Origin of the sequence: Ruminococcus sp. (genome assembly GCF_017549005.1) — a bacterium.
Classification (GTDB): domain Bacteria; phylum Bacillota; class Clostridia; order Oscillospirales; family Ruminococcaceae; genus Ruminococcus.
The window spans coordinates 178,797-205,506 of sequence record NZ_JAFYYT010000003.1 but is presented as its reverse complement, the minus strand read 5'-3'; the positions used below and the strand labels follow the sequence as shown (position 1 = coordinate 205,506).

21 protein-coding genes are annotated in these 26,710 nt (G+C 47.4%); 5 read left to right on the top strand and 16 right to left on the bottom strand.

What is annotated here, in order from left to right; translation table 11 throughout:
• Positions 1 to 2: 2 nt before the first annotated feature.
• Positions 3 to 374 (bottom strand): GntR family transcriptional regulator, encoded by a 372-nt coding sequence (locus tag IKW96_RS02310; protein WP_296569842.1) that lies wholly within the window; start codon positions 372 to 374, stop codon positions 3 to 5.
• A gap of 601 nt (positions 375 to 975) precedes the next feature.
• Here IKW96_RS02310 and IKW96_RS02305 point away from each other — a divergent pair.
• The 3 genes from IKW96_RS02305 to IKW96_RS02295 all read left to right on the top strand — a co-directional run bounded on the left by IKW96_RS02305 (position 976) and on the right by IKW96_RS02295 (position 4,664).
• The gene (locus tag IKW96_RS02305) at positions 976 to 2,100 is read left to right on the top strand and encodes a DUF4349 domain-containing protein (RefSeq protein WP_296569840.1); all 1,125 of its coding nucleotides are present in this window, start codon (positions 976 to 978) and stop codon (positions 2,098 to 2,100) included.
• A 146-nt stretch (positions 2,101 to 2,246) separates the two neighbouring features.
• Positions 2,247 to 2,810, top strand: coding sequence for a sigma-70 family RNA polymerase sigma factor (locus tag IKW96_RS02300; protein WP_296569837.1), 564 nt, complete (start codon positions 2,247 to 2,249; stop codon positions 2,808 to 2,810).
• Positions 2,811 to 2,822: 12 nt separating this feature from the next.
• A complete protein-coding gene (locus IKW96_RS02295; protein ID WP_296569834.1) occupies positions 2,823 to 4,664 on the top strand; it encodes an immunoglobulin-like domain-containing protein in 1,842 nt (613 codons plus the stop codon).
• Between the two features lie 54 nt (positions 4,665 to 4,718).
• Here the strand turns inward: IKW96_RS02295 and IKW96_RS02290 are convergent, their stop codons facing one another.
• Complete coding sequence (locus tag IKW96_RS02290) at positions 4,719 to 7,232, bottom strand: glycoside hydrolase family 9 protein (RefSeq protein WP_296569832.1); 2,514 nt, start codon at positions 7,230 to 7,232, stop codon at positions 4,719 to 4,721.
• Between the two features lie 362 nt (positions 7,233 to 7,594).
• On the opposite strand from IKW96_RS02290, the gene IKW96_RS02285 reads away from it, so the two are divergent.
• Complete coding sequence (locus IKW96_RS02285) at positions 7,595 to 7,990, top strand: hypothetical protein (protein WP_296569830.1); 396 nt, start codon at positions 7,595 to 7,597, stop codon at positions 7,988 to 7,990.
• 41 nt (positions 7,991 to 8,031) lie between these two features.
• Complete coding sequence (locus IKW96_RS02280; RefSeq protein WP_296569828.1) at positions 8,032 to 8,724, top strand: suppressor of fused domain protein; 693 nt, start codon at positions 8,032 to 8,034, stop codon at positions 8,722 to 8,724.
• Positions 8,725 to 9,022: 298 nt separating this feature from the next.
• Here the strand turns inward: IKW96_RS02280 and wecB are convergent, their stop codons facing one another.
• From wecB to IKW96_RS02210, 14 genes are all read right to left on the bottom strand, one after another.
• Positions 9,023 to 10,207 (bottom strand): non-hydrolyzing UDP-N-acetylglucosamine 2-epimerase, encoded by a 1,185-nt coding sequence (gene wecB, locus IKW96_RS02275; protein WP_296569826.1) that lies wholly within the window; start codon positions 10,205 to 10,207, stop codon positions 9,023 to 9,025.
• Positions 10,207 to 11,406: a capsular polysaccharide biosynthesis protein CapF gene (locus IKW96_RS02270; protein ID WP_296569824.1), complete on the bottom strand. Its 1,200-nt coding sequence runs from the start codon at positions 11,404 to 11,406 to the stop codon at positions 10,207 to 10,209. The genes wecB and IKW96_RS02270 overlap by 1 nt, the downstream gene beginning before the upstream one ends.
• Entirely contained in the window at positions 11,406 to 12,449 is a 1,044-nt protein-coding gene (locus IKW96_RS02265) for a polysaccharide biosynthesis protein (protein WP_296569822.1), read from the bottom strand. The genes IKW96_RS02270 and IKW96_RS02265 overlap by 1 nt, the downstream gene beginning before the upstream one ends.
• Before the next feature lie 73 nt (positions 12,450 to 12,522).
• Positions 12,523 to 13,665, bottom strand: coding sequence for an acyltransferase (locus IKW96_RS02260; RefSeq protein WP_296569820.1), 1,143 nt, complete (start codon positions 13,663 to 13,665; stop codon positions 12,523 to 12,525).
• Positions 13,655 to 14,776 (bottom strand): DegT/DnrJ/EryC1/StrS aminotransferase family protein, encoded by a 1,122-nt coding sequence (locus IKW96_RS02255; RefSeq protein ID WP_296569818.1) that lies wholly within the window; start codon positions 14,774 to 14,776, stop codon positions 13,655 to 13,657. Before IKW96_RS02255 ends, IKW96_RS02260 begins: the two co-directional genes overlap by 11 nt.
• Before the next feature lie 444 nt (positions 14,777 to 15,220).
• The gene (locus tag IKW96_RS02250) at positions 15,221 to 16,390 is read right to left on the bottom strand and encodes a glycosyltransferase (protein ID WP_296569816.1); all 1,170 of its coding nucleotides are present in this window, start codon (positions 16,388 to 16,390) and stop codon (positions 15,221 to 15,223) included.
• Between the two features lie 10 nt (positions 16,391 to 16,400).
• Complete coding sequence (locus IKW96_RS02245; protein WP_296569814.1) at positions 16,401 to 18,467, bottom strand: glycosyltransferase; 2,067 nt, start codon at positions 18,465 to 18,467, stop codon at positions 16,401 to 16,403.
• Positions 18,464 to 19,351 (bottom strand): sugar transferase, encoded by an 888-nt coding sequence (locus IKW96_RS02240; RefSeq protein WP_296569813.1) that lies wholly within the window; start codon positions 19,349 to 19,351, stop codon positions 18,464 to 18,466. The genes IKW96_RS02245 and IKW96_RS02240 overlap by 4 nt, the downstream gene beginning before the upstream one ends.
• Positions 19,352 to 19,373: 22 nt before the next feature.
• The gene (locus IKW96_RS02235; protein ID WP_296569812.1) at positions 19,374 to 19,895 is read right to left on the bottom strand and encodes a PglB; all 522 of its coding nucleotides are present in this window, start codon (positions 19,893 to 19,895) and stop codon (positions 19,374 to 19,376) included.
• Between the two features lie 611 nt (positions 19,896 to 20,506).
• Positions 20,507 to 21,346, bottom strand: coding sequence for a CAP domain-containing protein (locus IKW96_RS02230; protein WP_296569809.1), 840 nt, complete (start codon positions 21,344 to 21,346; stop codon positions 20,507 to 20,509).
• Between the two features lie 194 nt (positions 21,347 to 21,540).
• Positions 21,541 to 21,993, bottom strand: coding sequence for a YbjN domain-containing protein (locus tag IKW96_RS02225; protein ID WP_296569806.1), 453 nt, complete (start codon positions 21,991 to 21,993; stop codon positions 21,541 to 21,543).
• Between the two features lie 274 nt (positions 21,994 to 22,267).
• Complete coding sequence (locus IKW96_RS02220) at positions 22,268 to 22,984, bottom strand: hypothetical protein (protein WP_296569803.1); 717 nt, start codon at positions 22,982 to 22,984, stop codon at positions 22,268 to 22,270.
• Positions 22,985 to 23,006: 22 nt separating this feature from the next.
• Entirely contained in the window at positions 23,007 to 24,899 is a 1,893-nt protein-coding gene (locus IKW96_RS02215; RefSeq protein ID WP_296569801.1) for an ABC transporter ATP-binding protein, read from the bottom strand.
• Positions 24,899 to 26,626 carry an ABC transporter ATP-binding protein gene (locus IKW96_RS02210; RefSeq protein ID WP_296569799.1) on the bottom strand — a complete coding sequence of 576 codons (1,728 nt, stop codon included), beginning with the start codon at positions 26,624 to 26,626 and terminating at the stop codon, positions 24,899 to 24,901. The genes IKW96_RS02215 and IKW96_RS02210 overlap by 1 nt, the downstream gene beginning before the upstream one ends.
• Between the last annotated feature and the right edge of the window lie 84 nt (positions 26,627 to 26,710).

Sequence of the window (26,710 nt, the reverse complement as noted above, 5' to 3'; positions counted from 1 at the left end):
AATCATTCCTCCATAAATTTTTTTAACGCGGCGATGATCTCGTCATCGGAAAGTCCCGCATTTCTGCCGTTCAGAACGGCTTTCTCGAAGCCTTCCTCCATTTCGCAGAGCATACGCTCGCGGAGAAGCTCGTTGTTGCTTGGCGCAACGAAATATCCTTTGCCTGTAACAGAGATTATAAAGCCCTCCTCAGCAAGGTCGTTGTATACTCTTGTGGTGGTGATAACGCTTATTTTCAGATCTCTTGCAAGCTGGCGGATAGACGGCAGCTGCTCGTCTTCTGCGACCTTGCCTTCAAGTATCTGAGTCTTTATCTGCTGCTCTATCTGTTCGTAGATAGGCAGTTCAGATTTATTTTTTATAACTATCTTCATAGTGCACTCCTGTGTTATACTGTATATATCATCGTATATACAGTATAACACACCTTCATTCGTTTGTCAATACACCTGAATGTAAAAAATTTATGTACGTACCGCAAATGACTGTATATAGCCTGTTTATGAAAAAAAGCATTGCCTGAGCCAATCAGATGATATCATTGATTTTGAGATAATAATGCAGCGATAACAAATATTCAGCAGCTTTTATGTTCTTTATTGATTTTGCAGGAGCTATTTCAAGCATAATGATGCAGATGTAAACAGATACAAGCTGTAATACTCCCCCCTTTCATAATCGACCTTCAAAAATGGCACTTGAAATATTTTCATCGCAATGCACTAATCCGTTCCACACAATTTGTGTGAAATACCAAAAATGAAAACTCCATGCAACAATAGTATCTTTGCCAGACACATATATATCAAACAGGCTTATGAAGGGCAAGGACTCAATGGATAAGCCCACAGGAACGACAAGTTCTTTATCGCTTGTAAACGATTTTTAACCTTATTGTTATGAGATATTCGTTGACTTATTACAAACAAAATGTTATTATATATATACAAAGCCACCCATAAAGGAGGAATAAAAATGAGGAAGATACTAATACCGCTTGCTCTGGCAGGCACTATGCTGCTCACTTCATGCGGTGAGGGAATGAAAACGGCAGACAGAGCAGAAACCAACTCTTTTGCAAATCAGGCAGGCAGCTCTGCAGATTACAAAAGCGACGAGGCTTATGCCGATTCGGAAGCATTTGAAAACGGCGAAAGCAGCTCCATGAGCTACAAGCAGTCGGAAGTAAAGGCTATAAACAAGCAGATGCTCGTTTATTCATGCGACATGAGCATTGATGTTCTCGAATTCGATCAGGCCGTTGACAAGATACACGAACTCATCAACAACTACAATGGCTTTATCGAAAGCGAAAACTACAATGACGGCGGAGGCAGCACCAGATGGCAGTACACGGACAACGAGAAATGGAAGACTCTTTATACTACCATAAGAATACCAAGCGCCGATTATGAGGACTTCTGCAAGGATGCCGAGGACATCGGTGATATGCGCAGGAAGAGCTCCTCAGTGCAGAACCTCACCACCGAGTATTCCGACCTCAGGACCACCCTCAGCATTTATGAAGCAAAGGAAAAGCGCTATCTCGATATCCTTGCCGATATCAAGGACGAACAGGACGCTATCAGCGTTGAGAACGAGCTCACGAGCATTCAGATCGAGATCGCCAAGATAAAGACGCGTATGAACAACATCGAAAACGACGTTGCTTATTCCTTCATCAATCTCACCGTGAACGAAGTCCGCAAGTACTCCGACAAGCCGGTCGTCGAGAGGACGGACACATTCGGACAGCGCCTGAAGAACACATTGACCAAGACATGGGACAGCTTCCTGTATTTCCTGGAAAACCTGCTGTTCATCATAATAAGGATGCTTCCGTTCCTGCTTGTTTTCGGAATCATCATATTCATAATAGTGAAGATAATAAAATTCTTCTGCAAGCGTGCAGAAAAGCGCAAAAAGGCAAAGTATCAGCAGAGAATGCAGCAAGCTCCGCCAATTATGCAGGGAGCTCCTATGCCGCCCAATCCGCAGATGATACCGCCTAACGTACCGCCGCAGGCACCTCCGCCTGCCGCACCGCCTGCAAGCAGCGATAACAGCGGCAATAACAGCGACAATAAGGACAATAAGTGACCTTTCTCAGAGGGTGTGGTAAAGAAATTTATCACACCCTCACTTAATACCGGAAATTTTTCAGAAATATGTTATGTTTCGCTCCGTTTTTTTCAATAGATATAGTGAAAGCCAAAATAAATGCATTTATAAAGGCGGTGAGGCGAATGACGCACAAGGAATTTCGCAGCAAACTGAAAATATCCTCAGAAAAGGCGCACAAAGAGCTTTTTGAAGCCTACTGCGGCTATGTTTACACCATAGTTTTCAACAGGCTAAGAAGCTGTGCGAGCCGCGAGGACATAGAGGAGTGCGTTTGCGACGTTTTCGCGGACGTTTACTGCTATTATGACACCGAAAAGGAAATTGACGGTGATATATCAGGCTTTATCGGGACCATCGCAAGGCGCAAGGCAGCTGCCTTGTATAAAAGCAGGATATCCTCCGCTGAAACCGTTTCTATTGACGACGAGCTGTCAGAACAGCTGAGCTCGGAACAGGACGTGGAGAGCGAAACCGCTCTTAATGAACAGCGCAGAGTAATACTCAGCCTGATAGCAGGACTTGGCGAGCCCGATTCCTCCATAATCATACAGAAATACTACTACGGGCGCAGCGCACGGGAAATAGCCGATATAGTGGGGCTCACACCCGAAAATATCCGTGTCCGCAGCGGACGTGCCGTCAGGAAGCTGAAAGAAATGCTTGAAAAAGCGGATATCTCTTTATAAGGGGGCATATCTATGAAAAAAGATGAACTTGACCTGGATATTCTCGAAAATGCGGACACTAAGACCATAGAAACGCTTTCCGAAAACTATAAATCACTGTCGGACAGCGATGTTTCAAGGCTTTTTGCAAGGAGCGAAAAGCTCTTCAAAAACAGAGCCGCTGAAAGCGACGGCGAATACTCCTCTACTGTTTCGGGAGTTGAAGTCTACCGCAGACCCGTATGGAAAAAGCTCCTTGCCACAGCGGCTTCGCTGGTGCTCATAGGCTCGGCGGTAACGGGCGGAGCGCTTTTCTATAAAAACAATTTCAAAGACAAACGATACGGCGGTGATACTCTCACTATCGAAGAAATGATTGCCTCCGCAGGAGAGATGCCCTACATTCCATATGAATTCTTCCTTGAAAATAAAAAATTCCTGATGACTATTGACAACTTCACAAGTGAGGGAAATCCCCTGCAGCTCAGCGGCGGACCTTATCCCGACGCAGCAGTTGCTAAGCCCTTCAGATCCCTGCTCGTTGACGGCGATTCCGTAGTGGCTACCCTTCAGAACTGGATGTTTCCCGTGGTCTATGACGGTAAATATTTAGGCTTTGCGAACTGCGGTATGAGCCGAGCCGGCTCTGACTCTCCCGAGCCTTCATACTGGGGCGGTCAGATGTTTGCGCCGCAGCTCAACGAAGCTGTACAAAAAGGCGATTTAGCGCTTTTCACAACAGTTGACGGCACCTATGGCATTTACGAGGACAATACCGTTGTCACGCTTCTTGCAGGCGCTCCCTACAGCGGAAATATCACCTTTGAACAGGTAGATCAGGAGTATAACCTCGTTACTGCTGACTCCGTAAACAATATCGTATACCAGAACGGCAGCATAGTATGGGAAAATGTCCTCTCTCCTCCCGATGACTTCTTTGAAGAAGCTCCCCTCACTGACGAGCTCAGGGGCAAGAACATCATAGACATGACTCCCATATACGAATTTGCCTATGATTACAGTGTACTTGACAATATCACCGCAAACGCCGATAATATCATCATCGGCAGAGTTAACGGTATATCGTATAAGGCTCTTACATATGAGAGCGGCGGAACGCCGTACACTCAGATAGATGTGACCGTATCCGAAGACGCCGCAGGCAAACTTCAAAGCGGCGAAAAAGTCAGCATTTATATGCTGGGCGGCTACATCTCCATGAGAGACAGAACAGGCGATACACTGTACAAAACAGGCGGCAAGTACGGCGACGGTATCAGCATGACCGAAGAGGAGATAGACAACACCTATTACCATGAGATAATCGACAGCGGAGAAGTTCCCATAGCAGGCAATGAATACGCTTTCTTCGTAACAAACAACGAAGACGGCACCTACAGTGCTCCCGGTCATGAATACGGCATACTCTACAAGTATGACAAGGTCTATGTCCGGCGAGACAGTAACGGACTGAGCTATTTCACCCTCGACCAGCTCACAGGAAAGTGTAATTTCACACAACATGACTGGGGCATTGCTCTCACAGCGGAAAATGTCACAAGCAGCGGCCTTACACTGAAATGCACACAGTCGGGCGGCAAGGACTTTTCCGAGCTGAAAGCGCACGGCAACTTTGTTATCCAGCAGCTTATCGGCAGCTCATGGGTAAATGTCAATGAGCTGCCGCAAACAGCTGAGGTCAATTGGGTAACGGATACAGTCCCCCTGAACGACACGACCTCATGGGAAATTGACTGGGAATGGCTCTACGGAAAGCTTACCGAGGGCAGATACCGTATAGGTAAGGAGTTCTTAGACTTCCGCTCCCCGGAAGATTTTGACACAGAAATGATATACGCGGAATTTACGGTCTGAAAAGAAAAAAGCGTAAAGAAGCAATTCTTCTTTACGCTTTTTCTTATATTACTCTTATCTGGGAAGCTTTTCTATCATATGCAGCAGATATGCCTGTATAGCCTGTGCGTCGCCTGTAGTAACGCCGTCGCCTCTGTCGCTTACGTCAGCGTTTGCAAGTCCCTTTGATGTGATACGGTGCTCGTCAGAGCCGTTCACGCCGTACTTATTTGGATTTGCAAGAGACTGCATGATGAGTACAGCGTCGCCCATGTCAACGGCGCCGTCGCAGTTAGCGTCACCGTAAAGACTTGCCTCTTCACCGACCTCTGATGTAGCAATTGTGGTGGTGGTAGTAGTTGTTGTCGTTGTCGCAGCAGTTGTGGTAGTAGTTGTTGACTGCTGCTGCTCGCCCGAGCCTGTATTCTCTGTAAGCGAGAGCAGATATGTGAGCGGAGAGTTCCAGTATATAGTTATCTCGTTTGTGGAATAGCTCTCGGAGTTGTCAACATAGCACTTAGCCGCAGGCTGATCCTGACAGTAAGCCTTTGCAGCGCTGTCCTCGAGGTTCTGGTTTACGCCGCCTGCAAGCATACCCTTCATAGCATGGCCTACAGCCATTGAAGGACGGTGGTGCGGATTCTCGGGAGATACAGTACCATAGCCCGAAACGAAGCAAGTACCGCAGGGGTTGACGCCCAGGAGATAGTTGAGCTGAGCCTGTGCAGCATCATAGTAGCTCTGCTCGCCTGTGAGCTTTCCTGCAAGTGCAAGTATAATACCGCCGTTTGCGATAGTCATATTGCTGCCCCAGTTGTACATCGAGATAGCTTCTCCGTATGGCGAAGCCCCGGAAGTGCTGAGAAGCGACTTTGCCTGCTTTTCAACAGCGCTTACAGCATTTTCGTATGCAGCCTTGTATGCCTCTGACTCCTTGTCTGCGTTCTTCATTGTGAGGAGAGCGATATTGCCGTAGTCGCCCACTGTTGACCAGTCAAGACCCGTAACGGCTCTGCTGACGCCTGAAAGGTACTTCTCGTCACCTGTAGCGCGGTACATCTGAACAGCTGCCCAGTAGCGCTCGTCCTTGTCGGTCTTGTCGCCGTACTCGCCTGTAACGATGTCGGCAGGGTTCTTGAACAGGAAGTTCGGGTTAGCCTCAAGCCAAACCCATGCCTTATCAGCAGCGTCCATGCACTTCTTTGCGAAGTCCTTGTCGTACTTCTCATAGAACTCCGCAGCAAGCGCCATAGAAGCGCAGAGATCAGCGGTAGCAGTTGAGCTTACGGGAGTAACGATAAGCTCTGCGGTCTCCTTTGTAGGCATAACATATGCAGGGAAATTAGCGCATGATACCTTGTGGTATGCACCGCCGTCGGCAGTCTGCATCTTCATCATCCACTCAAGCTCGAAACGTGCCTCGTCCAGTATGTCGGGAGTTCCGTTGCCGCTCTCGGGGATACCGATATCGTCGCTGTAAAGCTCGGGAGCAGCCTCATAAGCGTAAAGCAGGTCTGCAACAGCCTTTGCTGCAGGAACAACGTATCTGCCGTAGTCGCCTGCGTCGTGCCAGCCGCCGCTCACGTCTATCTTTTCGTTTGTGCCGTAAACTGTAGCCATATCCGTATGGCAGGCATCATGACCGAAGTCCTTGTCCTCTATCTTGACGCCGCAGCGCTGTAAATAGAGCATTCTGACGCTGTCGTCAATGAGGTTTGAGTAGACCTTGTCCCCTATCTCGAATGTATATGAATCGTCGAGTCCCTCGCAGGAGATGTAGTACTTGCCTGCCTCACTGACTGATGAGAAGTCACCCGTCCAGTTTGTCTCGTCTGCTCTCTTGTTTTCTGTCCTGTTTTCCAGCTTTCCTGTAAATACAGCCTCCTTTGTATCCGCGTTAACGACCTTGAACTCGGTCTGATCGGTAACGTCGCGGAATACAGCTTTTTTCCTTCCGTCAGTCCTGTAGCCCACCTGGTCCACGTTTATGGACGGAGCATATGGACGGCTGGAAGCATAGTCAACATTGCTGTCGTCAACGAGCTCCAGTGAAACATTGTCTATATAGATAGTATGCTCGGGGAGCTCTCCCTCGTACTTCTCCTGTATACCGCAGTTGAAAACGAGCTTTGCCATGATATCGGTCTCTTTTTCCATTGTGAACTCATAGTCCACAGTCTGTGGCTCTGTAGTAAGCTGAAGGCCCTTCCAGGTGTAAGCCTGATAGGTACCGCCGTTCTGCTGTATCATTCCCTCGATAAAGCGTGGTTCACTTGAAGAAATGTCGTACTTGAGGCGGTAAACGCCGTTCTGATAGAGCGGAACGATGTCGTAGAACACCTGTACGGCATAATTGAGCTTTCCGACGTTGGAAACTGTCAGAGCAAGCTGTCCGTCCTCAGTGCCTAGAGAGCATTTACCGCCGCTCTCCTTGTAGGTGCCCCAGCCGGTGGTGCCGCTCTCAAATGTGGAATTGCTGATAATGTTCCCTGCGGCAATGACAGGAGCTCCGCTGTACGGCAGAGCAGCCGCAAGGACTGTACAGGCTGCAAAAACAGCTGCACAGCGTTTGATAGTAAGATTTTTCATTTTTGATTCCCTCTCAGTTACGTTTTCGCCGAGTAACATAATGTGCTTTTGGTCAAGTCCCGTACAGTGCAGATACGGTATGAACATACCGTATACAGGATTTGAGAAAGCTCAGTATTATGCTAAAGTCGGCATATCATTTTGTGCTTTTACATCTATATTGTATCAGAACAAAGGGCAGTACGCAATAGCGTTTCGTACTTGTTATATAACGTTTTGTGCATTTATTGACATTAATGTGCTATTGCAGCCGATACGGCGTCCTCACTGAATATATATTTGCTTTTGTGCTTAAATCAGTTGCTTTTTCCCGTAATATGTGTTACACTGAAACTACAGACCGGTTTAGCAGGAGGAATAATATGGAAAAGCTTTTACTGACAATAGATGTTATATGCCGCGAACCTCTTTCTGTCAGGGGTTCCGTGACCGAAGTCGTAATGGTACCTTTCAGTGGAACGGCTCACAGCGAGCATTTCCGCGGCGAAGTCATGGGAAACGCCGTGGACACCCAGAAATACAGCCTAAGCAGCGGCAAGTGCCGACTTTCCGCGCGGTATATGCTGCAGGGAACTGACAGGAACGGACAAAGCTGCCGGATATTCATCGAAAACGAGCAGCAGGGCGACAATTGCTGGAAACCAACAATAGTCACCGACAGCGAGTACCTCCGCAGCTGGGAAAAGCTGCCGCTGACGGCAACCGTGGACATCACAGAATCAGGCGTGACCGTAAGGATATATGCCCAGGACGTTTAACGGCTGAACTGAAAGTAAACTTCACAGAAAAGGAGAATATTATGGGACTGTTTGACAAATTCAGGAAAAAAGAGGAAAAACCGCAGGAAGAAGCCGACGAGATGATAGAGCTCGAAAAGCCGGAATGTTCGGGCTGGGACGCAATAACCGCCGCCTTTGAGGAGCTCTATCCGGACCAGAAAAATCCGAAGCACTACGGCGTTCTTGTGCCTTGGGAGCTTGGCGGAGACGATCCCCTGACAGGCATAAGCATTTACGAAACTGCCGAATACTACCACTTTGTCACCTACGGTCTCAGCGAAATATTTGAGAAAGAGACCGACGATCCTGAGATCAGCGGTTACGGCATGGAGTTCACATTCAAGCTGAAACGCTCCTGTATCGCCCCTGAGGACGAGGACGGGGAGCTCCGCTGCGTATGCGGCATATTGCAGAAGGTCGCAAGGATAACCTTCTCAAACGGCGAGCTGTTCCGCGCATATGAGTACATCTACACAGGTCAGACAACGGGTATCGACCTTCATCAGAAGAGCGACCTGACAGGCTTTATCCTCATTGCCGACAAGGACGTGAAGTCCCTGTCCACGCCAAATGGAAAGGTCGATTTTGTGGAGTTCATAGGCTGTACCAATGACGAGCTCCTTGCGGTAAAAAACAAGGAAATGACCGTCCCCGAGCTGTACTCAAAGCTCGGCAGCGATATCACCGACTATGACAGGACTTCCGCCCTGTAGCGGACGGCATCAAGCGCCTTTATCAACAGTCTGCATATACCATTCTGTAGAGGCGGATACTATCCGCCCACCCATACCATAATAAAACAAGCTCTGTTATTGTGCACACTCAACAATAACAGAGCTTAACTTTTATGCGAAACGCAGATTTTCAAAATTATTTTTTTCTTATTAAACGGTTTTCCGTTTAAAAAGCCCCTGTTTTGCCCCCCTTATAGAAAAGCTTTTTCTTCCCGCAAAAAAACGGGCGGCAAAAGCCGCCCTTACTGATCACTTATTACTGATTACTGAAAAGCTCTCAGAACTTTCTCCATACCATCTTATCCACAACGCCTGTGTAAGACTGGATTATCTTGACTACCTTATTTGAAACGATCTCCTCAACGTAGTCGGGAACAGGGATACCGTAGTCGCCGTTCCTGTTCATCTCAACAGCTGTATCTACTGCCTGTAAGAGGGACTTCTCGTCGATACCTGCAAGTATGAAGCAAGCCTTGTCGAGTGCCTCAGGGCGCTCTGTGGAAGTTCTTATGCATATTGCAGGGAACGGATGACCTACGCTTGTGAAGAAACTGCTCTCCTCGGGAAGAGTACCGCTGTCGGAAACAACTGCGAAAGCGTTCATCTGTAAGCAGTTATAGTCGTGGAAACCGAGAGGCTCATGCTGTATAACTCTCTTGTCGAGCTTGAAGCCGCTTGCCTCAAGGCGCTTCTTAGAGCGTGGGTGACAGCTGTAAAGTATAGGCATATCGTACTTTTCAGCCATTTTGTTGATAGCTGTGAAAAGGCTCATGAAGTTCTTTTCCGTGTCGATATTTTCCTCACGGTGAGCCGAAAGAAGTATGTACCTGCCCTTTTCAAGGCCAAGCTTCTTGTGTATATCGGAAGCCTCTATCTCGGCAAGGTTCTGATGAAGCACCTCTGCCATAGGAGAACCTGTAACGTAAGTTCTCTCCTTGGGAAGTCCGCAGTCTGCAAGATAACGTCTTGCGTGCTCGGAGTAAGCAAGGTTGACATCGCTGATGATATCCACGATACGGCGGTTTGTCTCCTCGGGGAGGCACTCGTCCTTGCAGCGGTTTCCTGCTTCCATGTGGAATATCGGGATATGGAGCCTCTTTGCGGGAATAGCCGAGAGACACGAATTTGTGTCACCGAGAATGAGCATGGCGTCAGGCTTTATCTGGCTCATGAGCTTGTATGAGCAGTTGATGATATTGCCAACTGTAGCGCCCAGGTCGTCGCCTACAGCGTCCATGTACACCTCAGGGTCTGCAAGCTTGAGGTCCTTGAAGAATACACCGTTAAGGTTGTAGTCGTAGTTCTGACCTGTATGTGCGAGTATGCAGTCGAAGTACTCTCTGCACTTGTTTATAACTGCGGCAAGACGGATTATCTCAGGTCTTGTGCCAACGATGATAAGAAGCTTGAGCTTGCCGTTATTTTTCCATTTTACATCAGAATAATCTGTTTTTATATCCATTATTTCACTACCTCAAAGAAAGTATCGGGGTGCTGGGGGTCAAACTGCTCGTTTGCCCACATTACCGTAACAAGGTTCTCCGTATCGGAGAGGTTTATGATATTGTGAGTATAGCCTGGGAGCATATGTATAGCCTGTATCCTGTCTCCGCTGACTTCAAACTCTATTACCTCATCGGTGCCTACCTTACGCTCCTGGATAAGTCCGTGACCTGCAACCACGATGAAGAATTCCCACTTGCTGTTATGCCAGTGCTGACCCTTTGTTATGCCGGGCTTGGAGATATTCACGCTGAACTGTCCGCAGTTCGCAGTTTTGAGGAGCTCCGTGAAGCTTCCTCTGTCGTCGCAGTTCATCTTCAGGTCGAATATGGTCTTCTCCTTGGGGAGATAGCTGAGATACATGGAGTAGAGCTTCTTCGCAAAGCTGTTATCCGGTATCTCGGGCATAAGGAGAGTGCTCGGCTGTGCCTTGAAGCTCTCGAGAAGATCAACTATCTCGCCGAGAGTTACCTTATGAGTTGTGGGAACGTAGCAGTATTTTCCGTTGTCCTTCGCAACAGGCTCAAGTCCGTCGTATTCGCAGTGGTGCTCCTTGTTTTCAAGAGCGTCGAACATCTCCTCAACAAGGTCGTCGATATAGAGAAGCTCCAGCTGAGTAGAGCGGTCGTTGACCTGTATGGGAAGGTCGTTTGCGATATTGTTGCAGAATGTGGCAACAGCGCTGTTATAGTTTGGTCTGCTCCACTTTCCGAAGAGGTTCGGGAAGCGGTAAACAAGCACCTTTGCGCCTGTTTCCTTTCCGTAGTCGAAGAAGAGGTTCTCGCCTGCAAGCTTTGACTTGCCGTAGTCGGACTCGCCGTATCTTCCGATAAGTGTAGCCTGTATAGAGCTGGATATCATTACGGGGCAGGTATTATTATGCTTCTTGAGAGCGTCGAGAAGCTCGCTTGCAAATCCGAAATTTCCCGACATGAACTCGCTGTTGTCCTTGGGGCGGTTAACGCCTGCAAGATTGAAAACGAAGTCAGCCTTAGCGCAGTACTCGTCAAGGAGAGCCTTGTCCGTATCGATATCGAATTCGTATATCTCTTCTATCTGAAAGCTGCGTGTACGGTTCTTGCCGTCACGTATATTCCTGAGGTTCTCTACTAAGTTTCTTCCTGCGAAGCCCTTTGCGCCTGTTACGAGTATATTCATCACTTTAACCCCATTTCTGCGAGGCGCTCCTGGATATATGAAAGTGAAGCTATCTTTTCCTTGGTCTCGGCAACTGTGAGGAGCTTTGTATTGCTTGAATTGAACTCAGTGAGAACATTTCTCTCCTCGTCGCCTTCCTTGAAGTACTTATCGTAGTTGAGACCTCTGTTGTCGGCAGGAACACGGTAGAAATCGCCCATATCGATCGCCTTAGCACACTCCTCGTTGGTGAGAAGGGTCTCATACATCTTTTCGCCGTGGCGGATACCGATTATCTTGATATCCTCCTTCTTTCCGCCGAAGAGCTCGCATACAGCCTCTGCCTGTGTCTGGATAGTACAAGCTGGAGCTTTCTGAATGAGAAGGTCTCCGTTCTCGCCGTTTTCAAAGGCAAAGAGAACGAGGTCCACAGCTTCCTCGAGGGACATGATGAAACGTGTCATTGTGGGCTCGGTAAGAGTGATAGGCTGACCGCTTGCGATCTGGTCTATCCACAGCGGGATAACAGAACCGCGGCTGCACATAACGTTGCCGTAACGTGTACAGCATATCTTGGTCTTGCCCGATGTTCTTGACTTTGCGATAGCGACCTTTTCCTCGAGAGACTTTGATATACCCATAGCATTTATCGGGTATGCAGCCTTATCGGTGGAAAGACAGATAACGCTCTTTACGCCTGCCTCGATAGCGGCTGTGAGGACGTTGTCTGTACCGATAACGTTTGTACGTACTGCTTCCATAGGGAAGAACTCGCATGAGGGCACCTGCTTGAGGGCTGCTGCGTGGAAGATATAGTCAACTCCGTACATAGCGCCTCTTACGGACTGAAGGTCACGCACGTCGCCTATGTAGAATTTGATCTTGTCAGCTACTTCTGGCATTGTTGCCTGGAAGTGGTGACGCATATCGTCCTGCTTCTTCTCGTCACGGGAGAAAATTCTTATCTCACCGATATCTGTTTTCAGGAAGCGGTTGAGTACAGCGTTTCCGAAGCTGCCTGTACCTCCTGTGATCATAAGGGTCGCATCTTTAAATAATGACATTTTTCATTCCTCCGAGTTATATGTTTGCATATCCTATGCTGAAGCTATGAGCAGATATCTCTGCCCCTGTCCGTCATCCGATATGCAGTTTCTTAAAGAGTTTATCCTCTTTATTTCTCATTTTTGCTGAAAAGCTATCCCAGTGCTTATCCCACCATTTGAAAAAGGGCTTTTCCAAAAGGTTTATCCTTAATATATCTACCACTGTGCAGACAGCGTATATGATGATAACGCTTCCTATGGCATGAAGGAAAATATAGCTCTTTCCATAGGTGCCGACATTGTCAAGAACATCATTCCAAAGCCATTTACGCATCGCGTCACAGTTAGCGTGTATAAGCAGTACGCCAAAGGACGAAGCTGCAACGGTATTGATAAACTTGCTGTAGGGTATCCTGATCGACTTAAAGAACAGGAAAGCGAATATCCCCACCACAACAGGCAGGAAAGAATTTGAATCCGTAACAAAATAGAACGGAGCAAATATGCCTTTCTTTGAGCCGATAAAAGCACAGCATAATATACTTGCTATTGAAACAAAAAGCGACAAAAGCAGAATCAGTCCGCATTTTCTTCTGTCCGAAAACAGTTCCTTAGGATATAAGCGGATATAGGCTGCAATGAAATATATCACCATGAACCATGAAACGTAATTCATAGTTACACCGAACGGACCGCCGTGTATCGTCCCGAACAGTACATAAGTGAAAAAGCACAGCAGCAGCAGTCTTATATGCTGACGCTCGTTCAGCGACTGTATCAGCGCATTAAGAAACGGTATCGACAGAAAGAATACGATAAAACAGCCCCAGAAATTCTGCTTCACTGACGTAACGGGAATTACAGCCTGAACGAGCCGCATTGCCGACAATCTTTCGTATCCGGTCATAAGAAATATGATATATATTCCTATCCTGTAGAACATTATTTCAAGCAGCAGTTTAGCAAACTTTTTCGCAGTTATCTTTGATCTGCACATAAAATAGCCTGTTATCATAACAAAGCAGTTTATGCCTGTTTTTCCCCATGCTCCGAAAAGCAGAAGGAAAACCGATCTTCCCGACATCTGATCCGCGGCTATAGGTCCGCCGTAATTCATCAGTCCTGAATTAATGACATAATGATGTGCAACTATAAGCAGCATTGCAATAATACGGAACAATTCGATGTTTGAATCGCGCTTCCCCCCTGTCTTTGCGATCACATCATTTTCCATTTTTACACCTCAGTATAACATCGCATATCCTGTCTACATCTTCAAGGCTGAGGTCTGCATACAGAGGCAGGGTAAGCACTCTCTTGCTTATATGGAGTGCAACAGGGGTATTGTTTATATCATATGCTCCGTGGAAGCAGTCAAAGGTATTTGTCAGCGGATAGAAGTACTTTCTTGCACCGATACCGTTTTCCGCAAGAGCTGCGAATACCTCGTTTCGGGTGGAGCCGAAAAGCGTAGGCTCGAATACTACAGGACAGTAAGCGTAATTAGGCTCAACGTCCGCCTGCAGAGGACAAAGGGTTATACCCTCTGTTCCCGAAAGTCTCTCACGGTAACGCTCCATTACAGCCTTTCGCTTTCCGATCTCCCTGTCAAGATGACGGAGATTGCATATGCCCATAGCTGCCTGGAACTCGTTCATTTTAGCATTTCCGCCAACAAACTCAACTCTTTCGGGACCGTGTATTCCGAAATTCTTCATATCGTTGAGAAGCTGCACTAAATAGTCCTTCTTGAAGCAGACTGCACCGCCCTCAATGGTATTGAACACCTTTGTAGCGTGGAAGCTGAACATCGAAGCGTCTCCGAAGCAAGCCGAGCTGACCCCCTTATACCTTACTCCAAAAGCGTGTGCGGCGTCATAGATGACCTTGAGTCCGTACTTGTCCGCAATACGCTGTATCTCCTCTACCCTGCATATATTTCCGTAAACATGAACAGGAACTATAGCGCAGGTCTTATCAGTGATAAGCGCCTCTATCTTGGTAACGTCTATAGTGTAGTCAACAGGGTCTATGTCGCAGAACACAGGAACAAGGCCGTTGCGTACTATGGCGTGTGTCGTCGAAGCAAATGTGAACGGAGTAGTTATTACCTCTCCGTTTTTCGGGAAATTCATTGCTGCAAGAACGTTCTCGAGAGCAAGATGTCCGTTTGTATAGAGCACCACATGAGGGACTTCCAGAAACTTTTCAAGCTCTGTCTGGAGCTCCTGATGCTTTGCACCCATATTGGTCAGCCAGTGGCTGTCCCACAATCCCTTTATTTCCTCACAGTATTCCTCATAGTCTGGCATTGAGGAACGTGTGACCAGAATTTTATCCGCCATTTCACACCTCAGTAATTATATATATTTGGTCAAATATCTTTTCGGGAACATTATTAAACTATATACGTTCGCAATTGTTTATTATACCACACTCATAGGATTTGTCAAGACTTGAATGAACGCTGCAAACGGTATTTCTGACGAACCCGATGTATGCGATACTGAAAATCGCGCAAACATTCCCGAAATAACGACCACAAAAAACATATTTTTCTTTTTGTCAGGACTTTTTCCATTGCTGCCATTACTTTCTGTTGTATGCGATACTATGGTAAAAATCAGAAACGCCCCTCTTGTTGAAGGAGAAGCGAATACAAACTCTGACGCAGAGCCCGTGCAGCAGTTACAGCATTGCGCGGCATACTGCCCTACACGGATAAAACGCAGGCAATGCCACAAAGCAGCGCCTGCTTATCCAAACGGAAATGTACGCAGAGAGCTTTCTCAGTACAGTTCCAGATATTCTTTTAACGAATACTCCCAGCTGTCGTCCTGACTGCAATTCTTTTCAAACTTCGCAGATGACCTGACAAGCTTTGCAACAGATTTAAGATCACCCTGTTCAACAACAGTGCCGAACCTTACTGCGCTCTCGGTGCTTCCGCCTGTTCTGTAACTGATAACAGGAGTTCCGCACGCCTGAGCTTCAAGATTTACCGTCGGGTAATTGTCCTCATAGGTCAGGTTGATAAAATAGTCAGCCGCCGTGTATATCTCGGCAAGTTCCTTGGTGCTGTTGGTGCGGGTTATGCCGAGGATATTCTTCGGCATAGTCTCAAGCTGTTTATCTGTCAGTCCGACAAGGATTATTTTATAGGGATCATCAAGCTTTTTTGAAAGCCTTATGAAGTCTCCAAGCCCCTTTTTATCATACCATGTACTTGCTACTCCGAGAAGCAGCTTTTTGCCCTCGAGACCGTTCTTTTCCCTGAAATTGCTTTCTGTCGGTCTGAAAACGTCTGTATCTATGCCGTTATGTATGACTTTTACGGGACATTTCTTTAAAAAGGACTGCTTTGCAAGGTCGCCCAGCCATTTCGACGGAGTGACCAGCGTCATGTCCTTTACCGCTGTAAAGAGCTTTCTTTTCTTTTTCCAGTTGCTGGCGGAATTGTCAAGCAGGAGCCTTGCAGGATACTCTTTCTTGTCCTTCGGACAATCGAAGCAGCCTGTTTTCCACTTGCCGCACTTTTCATACTCAAAGTGAGGACAGTGGCCCGTAAAAGGCCAGCAGTCGTGCAATGTCCATATCACGTGCTTTTGGGTTTCCGCAAGATAGCGGAACAGCACCTCGATGTTTATGTAATAGCCGTGGATATTATGCAGGTGAACAACATCGGGATCGTAGCTCCTGACCCACTCTATAAAGCGTTCCGTAGCTCTTTTCGAACCGAAGCCCGTATCATCAAGCAGTCTCGAACGCAGAGCGTGTATCTTCGTATCCGTATCGCTGCCTATTTTGACAGCGTATTTCTGATACTTCTCGGGAACCGTTTCCCTGCCGTATGCTATCCTGACCTCATGTCCCTGAGCTGTCAGTGCGTCTGCCAGGTCGGTGCATATTCTTCCAGTGCTGCGGATACCGCAGACGCTGTTTATCATCAAAACCTTCAATTTGTACCTTCTATCTGCAATTTTCTCTCAGGATATCCTCAAGCTTATCCATAACGATATCCACTGCAAAATGCTGAGAATAATACTTTCTGCCGTTTTCGCCGAGCTCCTGACGTTCGGGAGAAGCAATGAACTCCTTTACAGCTCTTACGAGGTCCTGCTCGTCATCTGCCTTTGCACAGAAGCCGCACCTGCTCTCGCTTATGACATCGGGTATCTCGCCGTCAGCAGAGGCGATTATGGGTTTGCCTGCCGCCATATAGCTCTGCACCTTTGCAGGGAGAGTAAGTGATATGAGCGGATCGGGCAGAAGGGTAACTATCATGGCGTCAGCCAGTCCGTAGTACTTCGGCATTTCCTCGGAAGGCTTCCTGCCGTGGAAGATAACGTTTTCAAGCTCTTCCTTTTTCGCATAGCTCTTCAGGTTATCAAGCTCCTGACCCTCGCCGACGATATGGAAAACTATCCTTTTTCCGTTATCCGTTATCTGCTCTCTCTGGATTATAGCAGCTGCTCTCAGTATGACGCCTATATTCTGAGCGGTTCCGACATTTCCCGCAAACACAAGATCTGTGGTGTCTTTTTCGCCGCCCTGTGGGATATGATTGAATGTAGAAAGAGCATACTGAGGCAGATATACTATCTTATTCCCGGGGATACCGAACTCCTCCATGAAGTAGTCCTTAAACTTCCTCGAGGTAACGAGCAGAACGTCCACCTGCTGATATATCTTCTTTGATATTTTATAGTAGAACTTATATACTGCCGAATCCTTGCTTACTCCGCCGACGCAGAGGCTTGCGGGCCAGAGATCCATACAGTACATAACTACTCGTTTATCGTGTTTTTTTGCATACGCAATGGCAGGCTCCACCATCATTACGGGTGAGGACTGATTTGCGAATATCACGTCGTATTTTCCTTTCAGACGTGAGAGGAAGAACTTAGCAGAAACAGGGTAGCTGTGGTAATTCAGCATTCTGTGTACTGTGTCCTTTTTCCTCGGGATAACGGGAACATGAGTGATATCTATCCCGTTATGCTGTTCCTTGCTCGTCTTGTTGCGGTAGCCCTCGAAAACATCGCCCATAGGATAATTAGGCGTACCCGTTATTGCGTGTACATAGTGTCCGCGCTTTGCCATTTCCTCCATAGGATACAGCGACGGATAGGGCTCGGGCCAACCGTACTGACAGGTTGCAAGGATCCTCATTTTCTCATCGGATTTTACCGTTTTTTTTAAACACTCGCCTGTTTCTGTAAGGCTTATGCTGTCCTCAAAGCCGAACTTGTCGACTGTATCTACCTTTTCATATATCAGGTCTCCGAAGACCTTCTTGACCACGTTGAATTTCGCAAGCTTTATCCCTGCATTGAAAAGACCTGTAAGGCGGATCTTTTCTCCGTTCAGCCTTGCAATTCTTCTGACCATTTCCGAGGTATTCACATATTCGGCATTCTGGGGGAAGAACAAGCCGCTTTTTTCCTCGTCGATGACCTGCTTTACGAACTCGCAGAGATTTCCGATATATACCATTGAACGCTTGTTCCTGTAATCAGGGAAAACAGGTGAAGCCAGCGCGAATTTTCTCAGGGTCTGATAGTTGCCCTTGCAGCCCTTGCCGTAGACCATAGGCGGTCTGAGGCAGGCAAATCTGAAGCTGTCGTCCGCAAGCTTTGCTATTGCGGCATCTGCCTGCGCCTTTGACTTTCCGTAAGCATTTGTGGGAGCTGCTTTTGTTTTCTTGCTTATCCTGCCTGTAAGCTTACCGTAGACAGACATGGAAGAAAGCAGGACGAACTGCTTGACTCCTCCTGCTTTTGCAGCTTTTGCGATCTTTATAACAAGGTCCCTGTTGACCTTGAAGTACAGCGCCCTGTTCTCGTCGGTCTCCTTGATATGAGCGATTCCCGCAACATTGAAAACAACGTCATAGCCTGCAAAATCATCAGGCTTCGGCTCAAAGCCCATAGTATCTATGATATCGACAGAGTATTTATCGGGTTCGCTCAGAAGATAGTCCTTTACGCATTCTCCTATGTATGAGCCTGCGCCTGTTATCATTATTTTCTTCATCTTTTTTCTGCCTTTTTAAATTCCTTTGCCATCTGTCCTGTACCGCCCTCTACGATTCCCTCGCTTCTGAGAACGGAAGAAACAGAGCCCATAAACACCTTCATATCCATAAGGAGCCCGTTTGCACTGCTGCCCTTGAGAGCGTCCGTATAAACGCCGTCCAGTCTTGCCTTTTCGGGGATCTCGAGCTCATCTCTGCCCTTTATCTGAGCAAGTCCAGTAAGTCCGGGCTTGATATCGTTAGCGCCGTACCTGTCGCGCTCCGAGGTGAGGTAATCCTGATTCCAGAGAGCCGGACGCGGACCGATTATGCTCATATTGCCGATAAAAATGTCCCATATCTGCGGAAGCTCGTCGATAGAGAGCTTTCTGATGACCTTTCCGACTTTCAGCAGGTACTGGTCGGGATTGTCCAGCATATGCGTGGGAACGTCGTGAGGCGTACACATCTTCATGGAACGGAACTTGTGGAGCATAAAGTACTGCTTATCCTGTCCGACGCGCTTCTGCGTAAAGAGTACCGGACCGGGGTCGTCAAGCTTTATGGCAAGAGCCGTAGCAGCAAAAACAGGCGAGAGTGCAACAAGTCCACAGAACGAGAGCGAAACGTCAAAAGCACGTTTTATGTATCTCTCGTATACTGTGGGAATATGCTCACTTTCGCCGATAGCTTCAAGATGGCCGCATTTTCCGTCGGCATTTATCGGGTCGTTCTCGTCCTCGACAAAAACTACCTTTTTGCCCTGCATTTTGTTCTGCTGGTCGGGCTCGTTCCTGTAGACCGAGCCCGACTTTTTATTTTTCGCAATAACATTTAAAGCAACAAATGCAGTTCCAAGAGCGGCTCCTGCAACTGCAAATGTCTTAGTCCAATTTATACCCATACCGTCTCCCCTTTGATATTTATCACACTGCTAACGAGCCGTGGTGGTAATCATTGTCGAACAGATCACCGTATCCGCTTCGTGTACCTGCTGCTACCTGTACTCCCGACTTTACGATGGAGCCGCAGTTTATGTGGCAGCCTTCCTCGATAACACTGTTATGATTTATTATTACGCCCGCCGATATGATACAGCCTGACATAATAGTAACATCTGTATGCACAACAGCCATAGGCTCAACAAAGCAGCCCATGCCTATCTTCGCAGAGGGCGAAACATAAGCTCTTGCATGAATGAGCTTAGGTATCTTGTAACCCGCATTGAACAGCTTATTGATAAAGCTGAGGCGGAAATCCGAATTTCCAACAGCTACGACAGCATAGTCGTACTCGCTGCGGAAGTTTGCGTAATCGCTTATTTTGCCGATCGCGGCAGGATTATTGTCGTCAAGGAATGCGATCTTATCATACTCGCCCGTTGACTCAGCGATCTCTTTCGCTACCATGCCATACTGACCCGCGCCGATAATAAGTAAATTATTCATAATCGTCACCCCAATGAAATTAAAAAAATGATTTTTGTTTTTCCCTATGCCTCTTCAACTGAGACCTGTACTTTGCAATACGAGCCTCTTGCTCCGTCTTTTTGCAGCAGTTGATATAAAATTGATTCAGTGTGTAAAAAAACAGAGTTTTTCACGAACGATCAACATCAGCCTCGCCTGTTTTTATCTGTGCGGAAAACCGCCGTATATTTCTGTACGGCCCCGCGCGGCAAGACTCTGTCGGAGAAATACAAAAATGTATTACTCCTCAACATAATGTATTATAGCATACAGATATACATTTTGTCAATATTTCCCAATAAAGATTGGAGACTGTACCTAATAACAACTTATATACAACCCCGAATTTATATAACTTGTAATACTCTGTTCACAAATTACTATCAGTATTATTTCGAGGCACGGTGATTTTTATGTATTTTAAGCCATATACCGTGCTTTCACGCATATCGGGCAGTGAAAAATTATACCTTTTGTTCATTCTGAAAAATCTCATTATTTTAAAAATTATACTTCCGTTCATAAATAAAAACGGCTGATCTCTCAGCCGTTTTTATCATGAACACACCTTCTATATTATTCTCATTCATTTATTTCCATTCTTTAAGCATCTTCAACAGCATTTCCGCCGTTACCGGCAGAGTATCGCATTCGCCGAGCAAGTACATCGCAAGCACCTCAGCGTCGTCGGCGTTTACCTCATCGTCATCGAGCATATCCGCGCTTTCCAGCTGAAGAGTATTGAGCTCCTTCTTGCCTGCAAGGAACTTGTTCAGTGTTATAAGATCAAAGGAATCTATCTCGCCGTCACCGTTTATGTCTCCCGAGCTCACAGGTCTTTCCCTGACAGTTTCGGGGAGATACTGGTTTTTCAGTTCGATATCGCAGCCGATAAACAGAGTTTCCCAGTAATAATGGAAATTATTGGGGTCTTCCTCCGCATACACAGCGGCTATTCCGATATGGGTGTAATTCGGGTTCATTATGTTTTTCCAGTGTCCCTCGGAAGCCTTCCACTGCTCGAAAGTAGCTTCTGCCGAGGAATTTCCTGCCGCTAAGTTCTCTCCTGCCCACAAAAAAGGCACTATCGAAACGTCTATGGCAGTATCAAAGCCGAAATACTTCTCGCCGTTCTTTTCTTCCCTGTAATCAATGATATCACTGGGACGGGTATGGCTGAACATTCTCGTACACTCGGTAGCACGGATATACGCTATATCGCAGAGATACGGAACTATCTTCAAAGGCTCGAGACCTGCATCAGTTCTCGCTTCGTTGATAAGAACGACTACCTCGCCGCACCTTGCGGAAAGGTCCTGTTTATCCTCCGCCACAGCCTTGGTCGGGAAGCTCGCAAGTACGCAGAACATCATAGCAAATGCAACCACAGCAGCAGATATCCTGCCTGAAAGTTTTTTCATTGTACTCATGCAAACACCTCCCTCTCATATGAAATACTTGTGTAATTATAGTTTAGCACAAATATCCAAATATTAAAAGAGAAAAATGCATAATTTGTCAGTTCGTACAATAAAATTCTACGTTTTGTACAATGCTTTCTTTACATATGGTATTATCGGCTCCGGATTATCCTGGAAATAATTCAATATTTAGCGGTTTTTCGTTAATTATTGTTGCTGCTGTCAATAAGCTCGGAGATCTTTCCGAAATATTTGTCAACAGCGAGCACGCTGATGTTGATATACTCCTCGATCTGAGCGTTCGTATTCTCGCCCTTGAGTATAGCGTTTGTCAGCACGATTATCTGGCCGTCCTTGTCTGTGAACATCTTGCAGGCAAAGTTTGCAGGGTCGGAATTGAACTCGTTCATAAGCTTGTAGAGGTCCTCGCTTACGCTTGAAAACAGTGCAAGTCTGCTGAGAGCAAGGCTGAGAGCACTGTTCTGAGGGTTAAAGTGAATAAGTATGAACGGAGCTGCGTCGTGATTTGGCAGCTTTGTGCGGAATCTTATCATATTCACGTCCTGCTGGTTGCGCTCGTAGGATACGTTGCGACTCTCGAGAAGAGTACAGAAATCCGCAACAACAGGGTTCATTTCATTTTTGTTTTCGTCCATGGTTATTTTCTCCTTACGGTTGATTTTTTGTTAAAAATGCTATACCACATTATAACATACAAGCCGGGCTTTGTCAATCACGGCAGGGGAAACAATGGAAAAAGCGCCCATTTCTGGACGCTTTGACCTTTAGGGTGGTTTATATGAAAAAATGTGGCTGTCATTACCGTTCGGAAGTTTTTCTCTTCCATGATGGTATTATATCCCACCCATATGATTATTCTGTGACAAAAAGCTGAACTAAGTGAAAAATCCTGACGAGTAAACTGTGACATCAGAGCCCCGATACGGTAAATCCGACCTCTACGTTTTTCCACTCGGCAAACTCGGAACGGTCTATTATCTGTGCGGAACAGCTGCCGTCGTTGACAGCCGTGGGCTTAGAGGTATCGCCGTTCTCGAAGAGAGCTCCCTCCGCGGTCCTTGCGTCGGCAGGGAGAGCGTCGTCCGATACCCACTCGTTGAAGATATTGGCGCGTATTGAGCCGCTTTCCGTGTTGGTGTAGCTCTTTTTTCTGAGCTCCAGCTCTTTTCCGTCCACTTTTACGCTGTTTATCGTTATTACCGCATTGGGCAGGACTTCCTCGGCATTGTCGATGATAACTGCCGCAAAGCCTATGCCCTTTATGGTATATTCGCCGTTTATGTCACCTGTTTCGTCGTATCTGAAGCCGTTGGTATCGGCGGTAACGCTTACTGTGTACTCGCCGTTTCCATTTATGTGTGCAACTCCTGCGTCGTATGAGAGCTGGTCGCTGCCGTTGACGTCCTTGTTGCCGAGGTACTGGACTTCCCATGCCTCGTCGGTTATGGCAAGGTAAGCGTCGCCTGCGGCTGCTTCAACAGCGTCGTTTATGTCAACGCCCTCGACTGTTACAAGCTCCGTAGGGAGCTCAGCGCTGCCTACCTTTCCGCTGCTCCTGCTGCATGAAGCGGAGCATACAAGAAGCGCCAGCGCTGCGGCAAATGCTGCATTTCTTCTGAGTTTCATTCTTTTCCTCTTTCCGGTATCATCAGCTGAGCTCGAACATTCCCGTGTACAGCTGATAGTACTTGCCCTGCTGAGCAATAAGCTCTTTGTGGTTTCCTCTTTCGATTATCCTGCCGTGCTCAAGCACCATGATAGCATGGGAATTGCGTACAGTCGACAGTCTGTGAGCGATAACGAATACCGTTCTGCCCTCCATGAGCGAATCCATGCCCTTTTCGATAAGGGACTCTGTACGTGTGTCGATAGAGCTGGTAGCTTCGTCAAGAATGAGCACAGGCGGGTCCGCAACTGCCGCACGGGCAATCGCAAGGAGCTGTCTCTGTCCCTGAGAAAGGTTTGCTCCGTCAGCGGTGAGCATGGTATCATAGCCGTTTTCCAGATGCTTTATGAAGCTGTCCGCGTTTGCGAGCTTCGCAGCCGCATAGACCTCTTCATCTGTGGCGTCAAGCTTTCCGTAGCGGATATTCTCCATGACAGTTCCCGTAAATAGGTGGGTATCCTGCAATACTATGGACTGCGAGCGCCTCAGGTCGTCTTTCTTTATCTTGTTGATGTTTATGCCGTCATAACGTATCTTTCCCTCGGGAACATCGTAAAAACGGTTTATAAGGTTGATTATGGTGGTTTTTCCCGCACCTGTCGAGCCTACGAAGGCTATCTTCTGTCCCGGCTCCGCAACGAGGGATATGCCGTTGAGTACGGTCTTGTTGGGCTCATAGCCGAATACAACGTCGTCGAACTCCACATTTCCGCGCACCTCAGTATAAGTGGTAGTGCCCGTGGACTTGTGGGGGTGTTTCCATGCCCAGCGGCCCGTGCGGTGGTCGGCTTCGGTGATAGTGCCGTCCTTTGCGATATTTGCATTTACAAGTGTAACGTAGCCCTCGTCAGCCTCGGGCTCCTCGTCGATAACGCGGAAGATACGCTCCGCACCTGCAAGCGCCGTGAGTACTGAGTTGAACTGCTGTGATACCTGAGTTATGGGCATTGAGAAGGAACGTGTGAACTGCAGATACGAGACTACGGTTCCCACAGTCATGCCGCCTATGCCCTTTACTGCCATTATGCCGCCTGCTATGGCAGTTGCCGCATAGTGGATATAGGAGAGGTTGTTCATGATAGGCATGAGTATGTTCGCAAAGGTATGAGCGTGTGTGGAAGCACTGCAGAGCTCCTCGTTGAGCCTGTCGAACTCCTCGTCAGCCTTTTCCTCGTGGCAGAAAACCTTTACGACCTTCTGTCCGTCTATCATTTCCTCAATATAGCCGTTGACTCTTCCGAGAGCTCTCTGCTGGGCTGCAAAGCCCTTGCCGCTCCTTGAGCCTACAAAGCCGATGACCTTGAAGATGATAAAGAGCATAGCCACGACAAGTATGGTAAGTCTCCAGCTGTAAACGAGCATTGCCGAGAATACTCCCACGATGGTTATGGCAGAGCCTATGAACTGTGAGATACTGTTGCTGAGCATTTCGCGGATAGCGTCGGTATCATTGGTGTAAAGGCTCATGAGTTCGCCGTGGGTGTGCTTGTCAAAGTAGCGTATGGGGAGCATTTCCATTTTGCTGAAAAGGTCGTTTCTGATACGCATGAGCGTCGTTGTGGATATTTTCAGCATCATTCTCTGATAGAACAGTGTGGAAAAAGCTCCGAGAGCGTAAATTACCACCATTACGATGATAAGTCCTATGAATCTGCCGTATTTCCAGCTGCCCGTCTTCAGGGCGTCCTCAATGTTGTCGATTATGGGCTTCAGCAGGTAATTTCCCGCTATTCCTGCGCCCGAGCTGAAAAATATACCGAGAACTACGAATATGAACTGTATCCTGAACCCGTGCATATAACTGAATATGCGCTTCAGGGCGCCCATAGTGTTCTGCGGCTTTGCCATTGGTCTCTGAGGTCCTCTTGGCGGCATTATTCATCAGCTCCTTTCTGCTGCGAGTCGTATACCTCACGGTATATCTCGCTCTTCTGCATGAGCTCGTCATGTGTGCCGATATCGGTTATCTTTCCGCCGTCCATGACGATTATGCGGTCGGCGTCCATAACGGAGCTTATGCGCTGAGCTATTATGATAGTTGTGGTATCAGCCAGCTTTTCGCGGAAAGCCTTGCGGATACTGCTGTCTGTAGCGGTATCCACTGCGCTTGTGGAGTCGTCAAGTATGATTATCTTGGGCTTTTTGAGAAGAGCTCTCGCGATACAGAGCCTCTGCTTCTGACCGCCCGAAACATTTACGCCGCCCTGTCCCAGGTCGGTGTCGTAGCCCTCGGGGAAGCCCATGATAAAGTCATGAGCGCAGGCAGCCTTGCAGGCTTCGATTATCTCCTCGTCAGTGGCATCAGCGTCGCCCCAGCGGAGATTGTCCCTGATAGTTCTCGAGAAGAGAACGTTTTTCTGCAATACCATCGCCACCTGGTCGCGGAGAGTTTTCAGCGAGTACTCCTTAACATCGTGACCGCCTACCACTACTCTTCCGTCAGTGGCTTCGTAAAGCCTCGGTATGAGCTGTACAAGGGAGGTCTTCGACGAACCGGTACCGCCTATGATTCCGATAGTTTCGCCTGACTTTATCTTCAGGTTGATATGCTCAAGGGCAAGGTTCCTCATATCGTCATAGTAGCTGAAGCTCACATTCTCAAAGCTGACGGAGCCGTCAGCAGCCGATACCTCCGAGCCCTCAGTGTCCTCTATTGCGGGCTCTTCGCTGAGCACCTCGTAGATACGCTGGATAGAGGCTCTCGAGATAACAAAGGTGATGAACAGTATGGACATCATCATAAGCGAGAGAAGTATCTGTCCGACATATGTGATAAAGCTTGAAAGCGTACCTGTTGCTATATCGCCGTCTACAGCCATTCTTCCGCCGAAATAGAGGATAGTGGCTATACTTGCGTACATTACCAGCTGCATTGCGGGAGTTCCCAGTATTACCAGCTTTTCAGCCGCAAACTGAGCAAGACGGACGTTCTTCGTGTTTTCCTCGAACTTCTCAGTCTCATAGTTTTCACGGGCAAAAGCCTTTACGACTCTGATCCCCACAAGGTTTTCCTGTACCTTGGCGTTCATTTCGTCGTACTTTTTGAGCATTTTCTCAAATCTCGGGTGAGCGTTCGAGATTATCAGTATGACTGCAAGCGCCAGCAGAGGTATCGCAAAGATAAACACGACCGACAGCTTCGCATTGGCCCTGACAGCCATTATCGTGGCACAGACCAGCATGATCGGCGAACGAAAAGCCATTCGCACGAACATCATAAAGGCGTTCTGCACATTGGTGACGTCCGTGGTCAGTCGGGTCGTCAGCGAGGCTGTGGAGAACTTGTCAACGTTAGCAAACGAAAAGCTCTGCACCTTCCTGAACAGTGCGCTCCTGAGGTTCTTGGCAAATCCCATGGCCGCAACTGCACAGAAACGGGCTGCAAGAGCTCCGAAGCAAAGGGAAAATACGGACATGAGCGCCATAAGTCCGCCCATTTTTGCGATATAACCGACATCTCCCTTTTTGACGCCGTTATCGATTATCATTGCCATTATGGTAGGTATGAGGACTTCCATAGCGACCTCTCCGATAATGGTCACAGGCGAAAGTATCGCCTCTTTCTTATACTTTCCGATGTGTGACAGTATGGTTTTGTACATCGGCGATCCCCCTTTTTTGAAAGTAGTCTAAATTTTATTATACCATTTGCAGGTACTGTTGTCAATTCGGAAGCAGTACTAAAA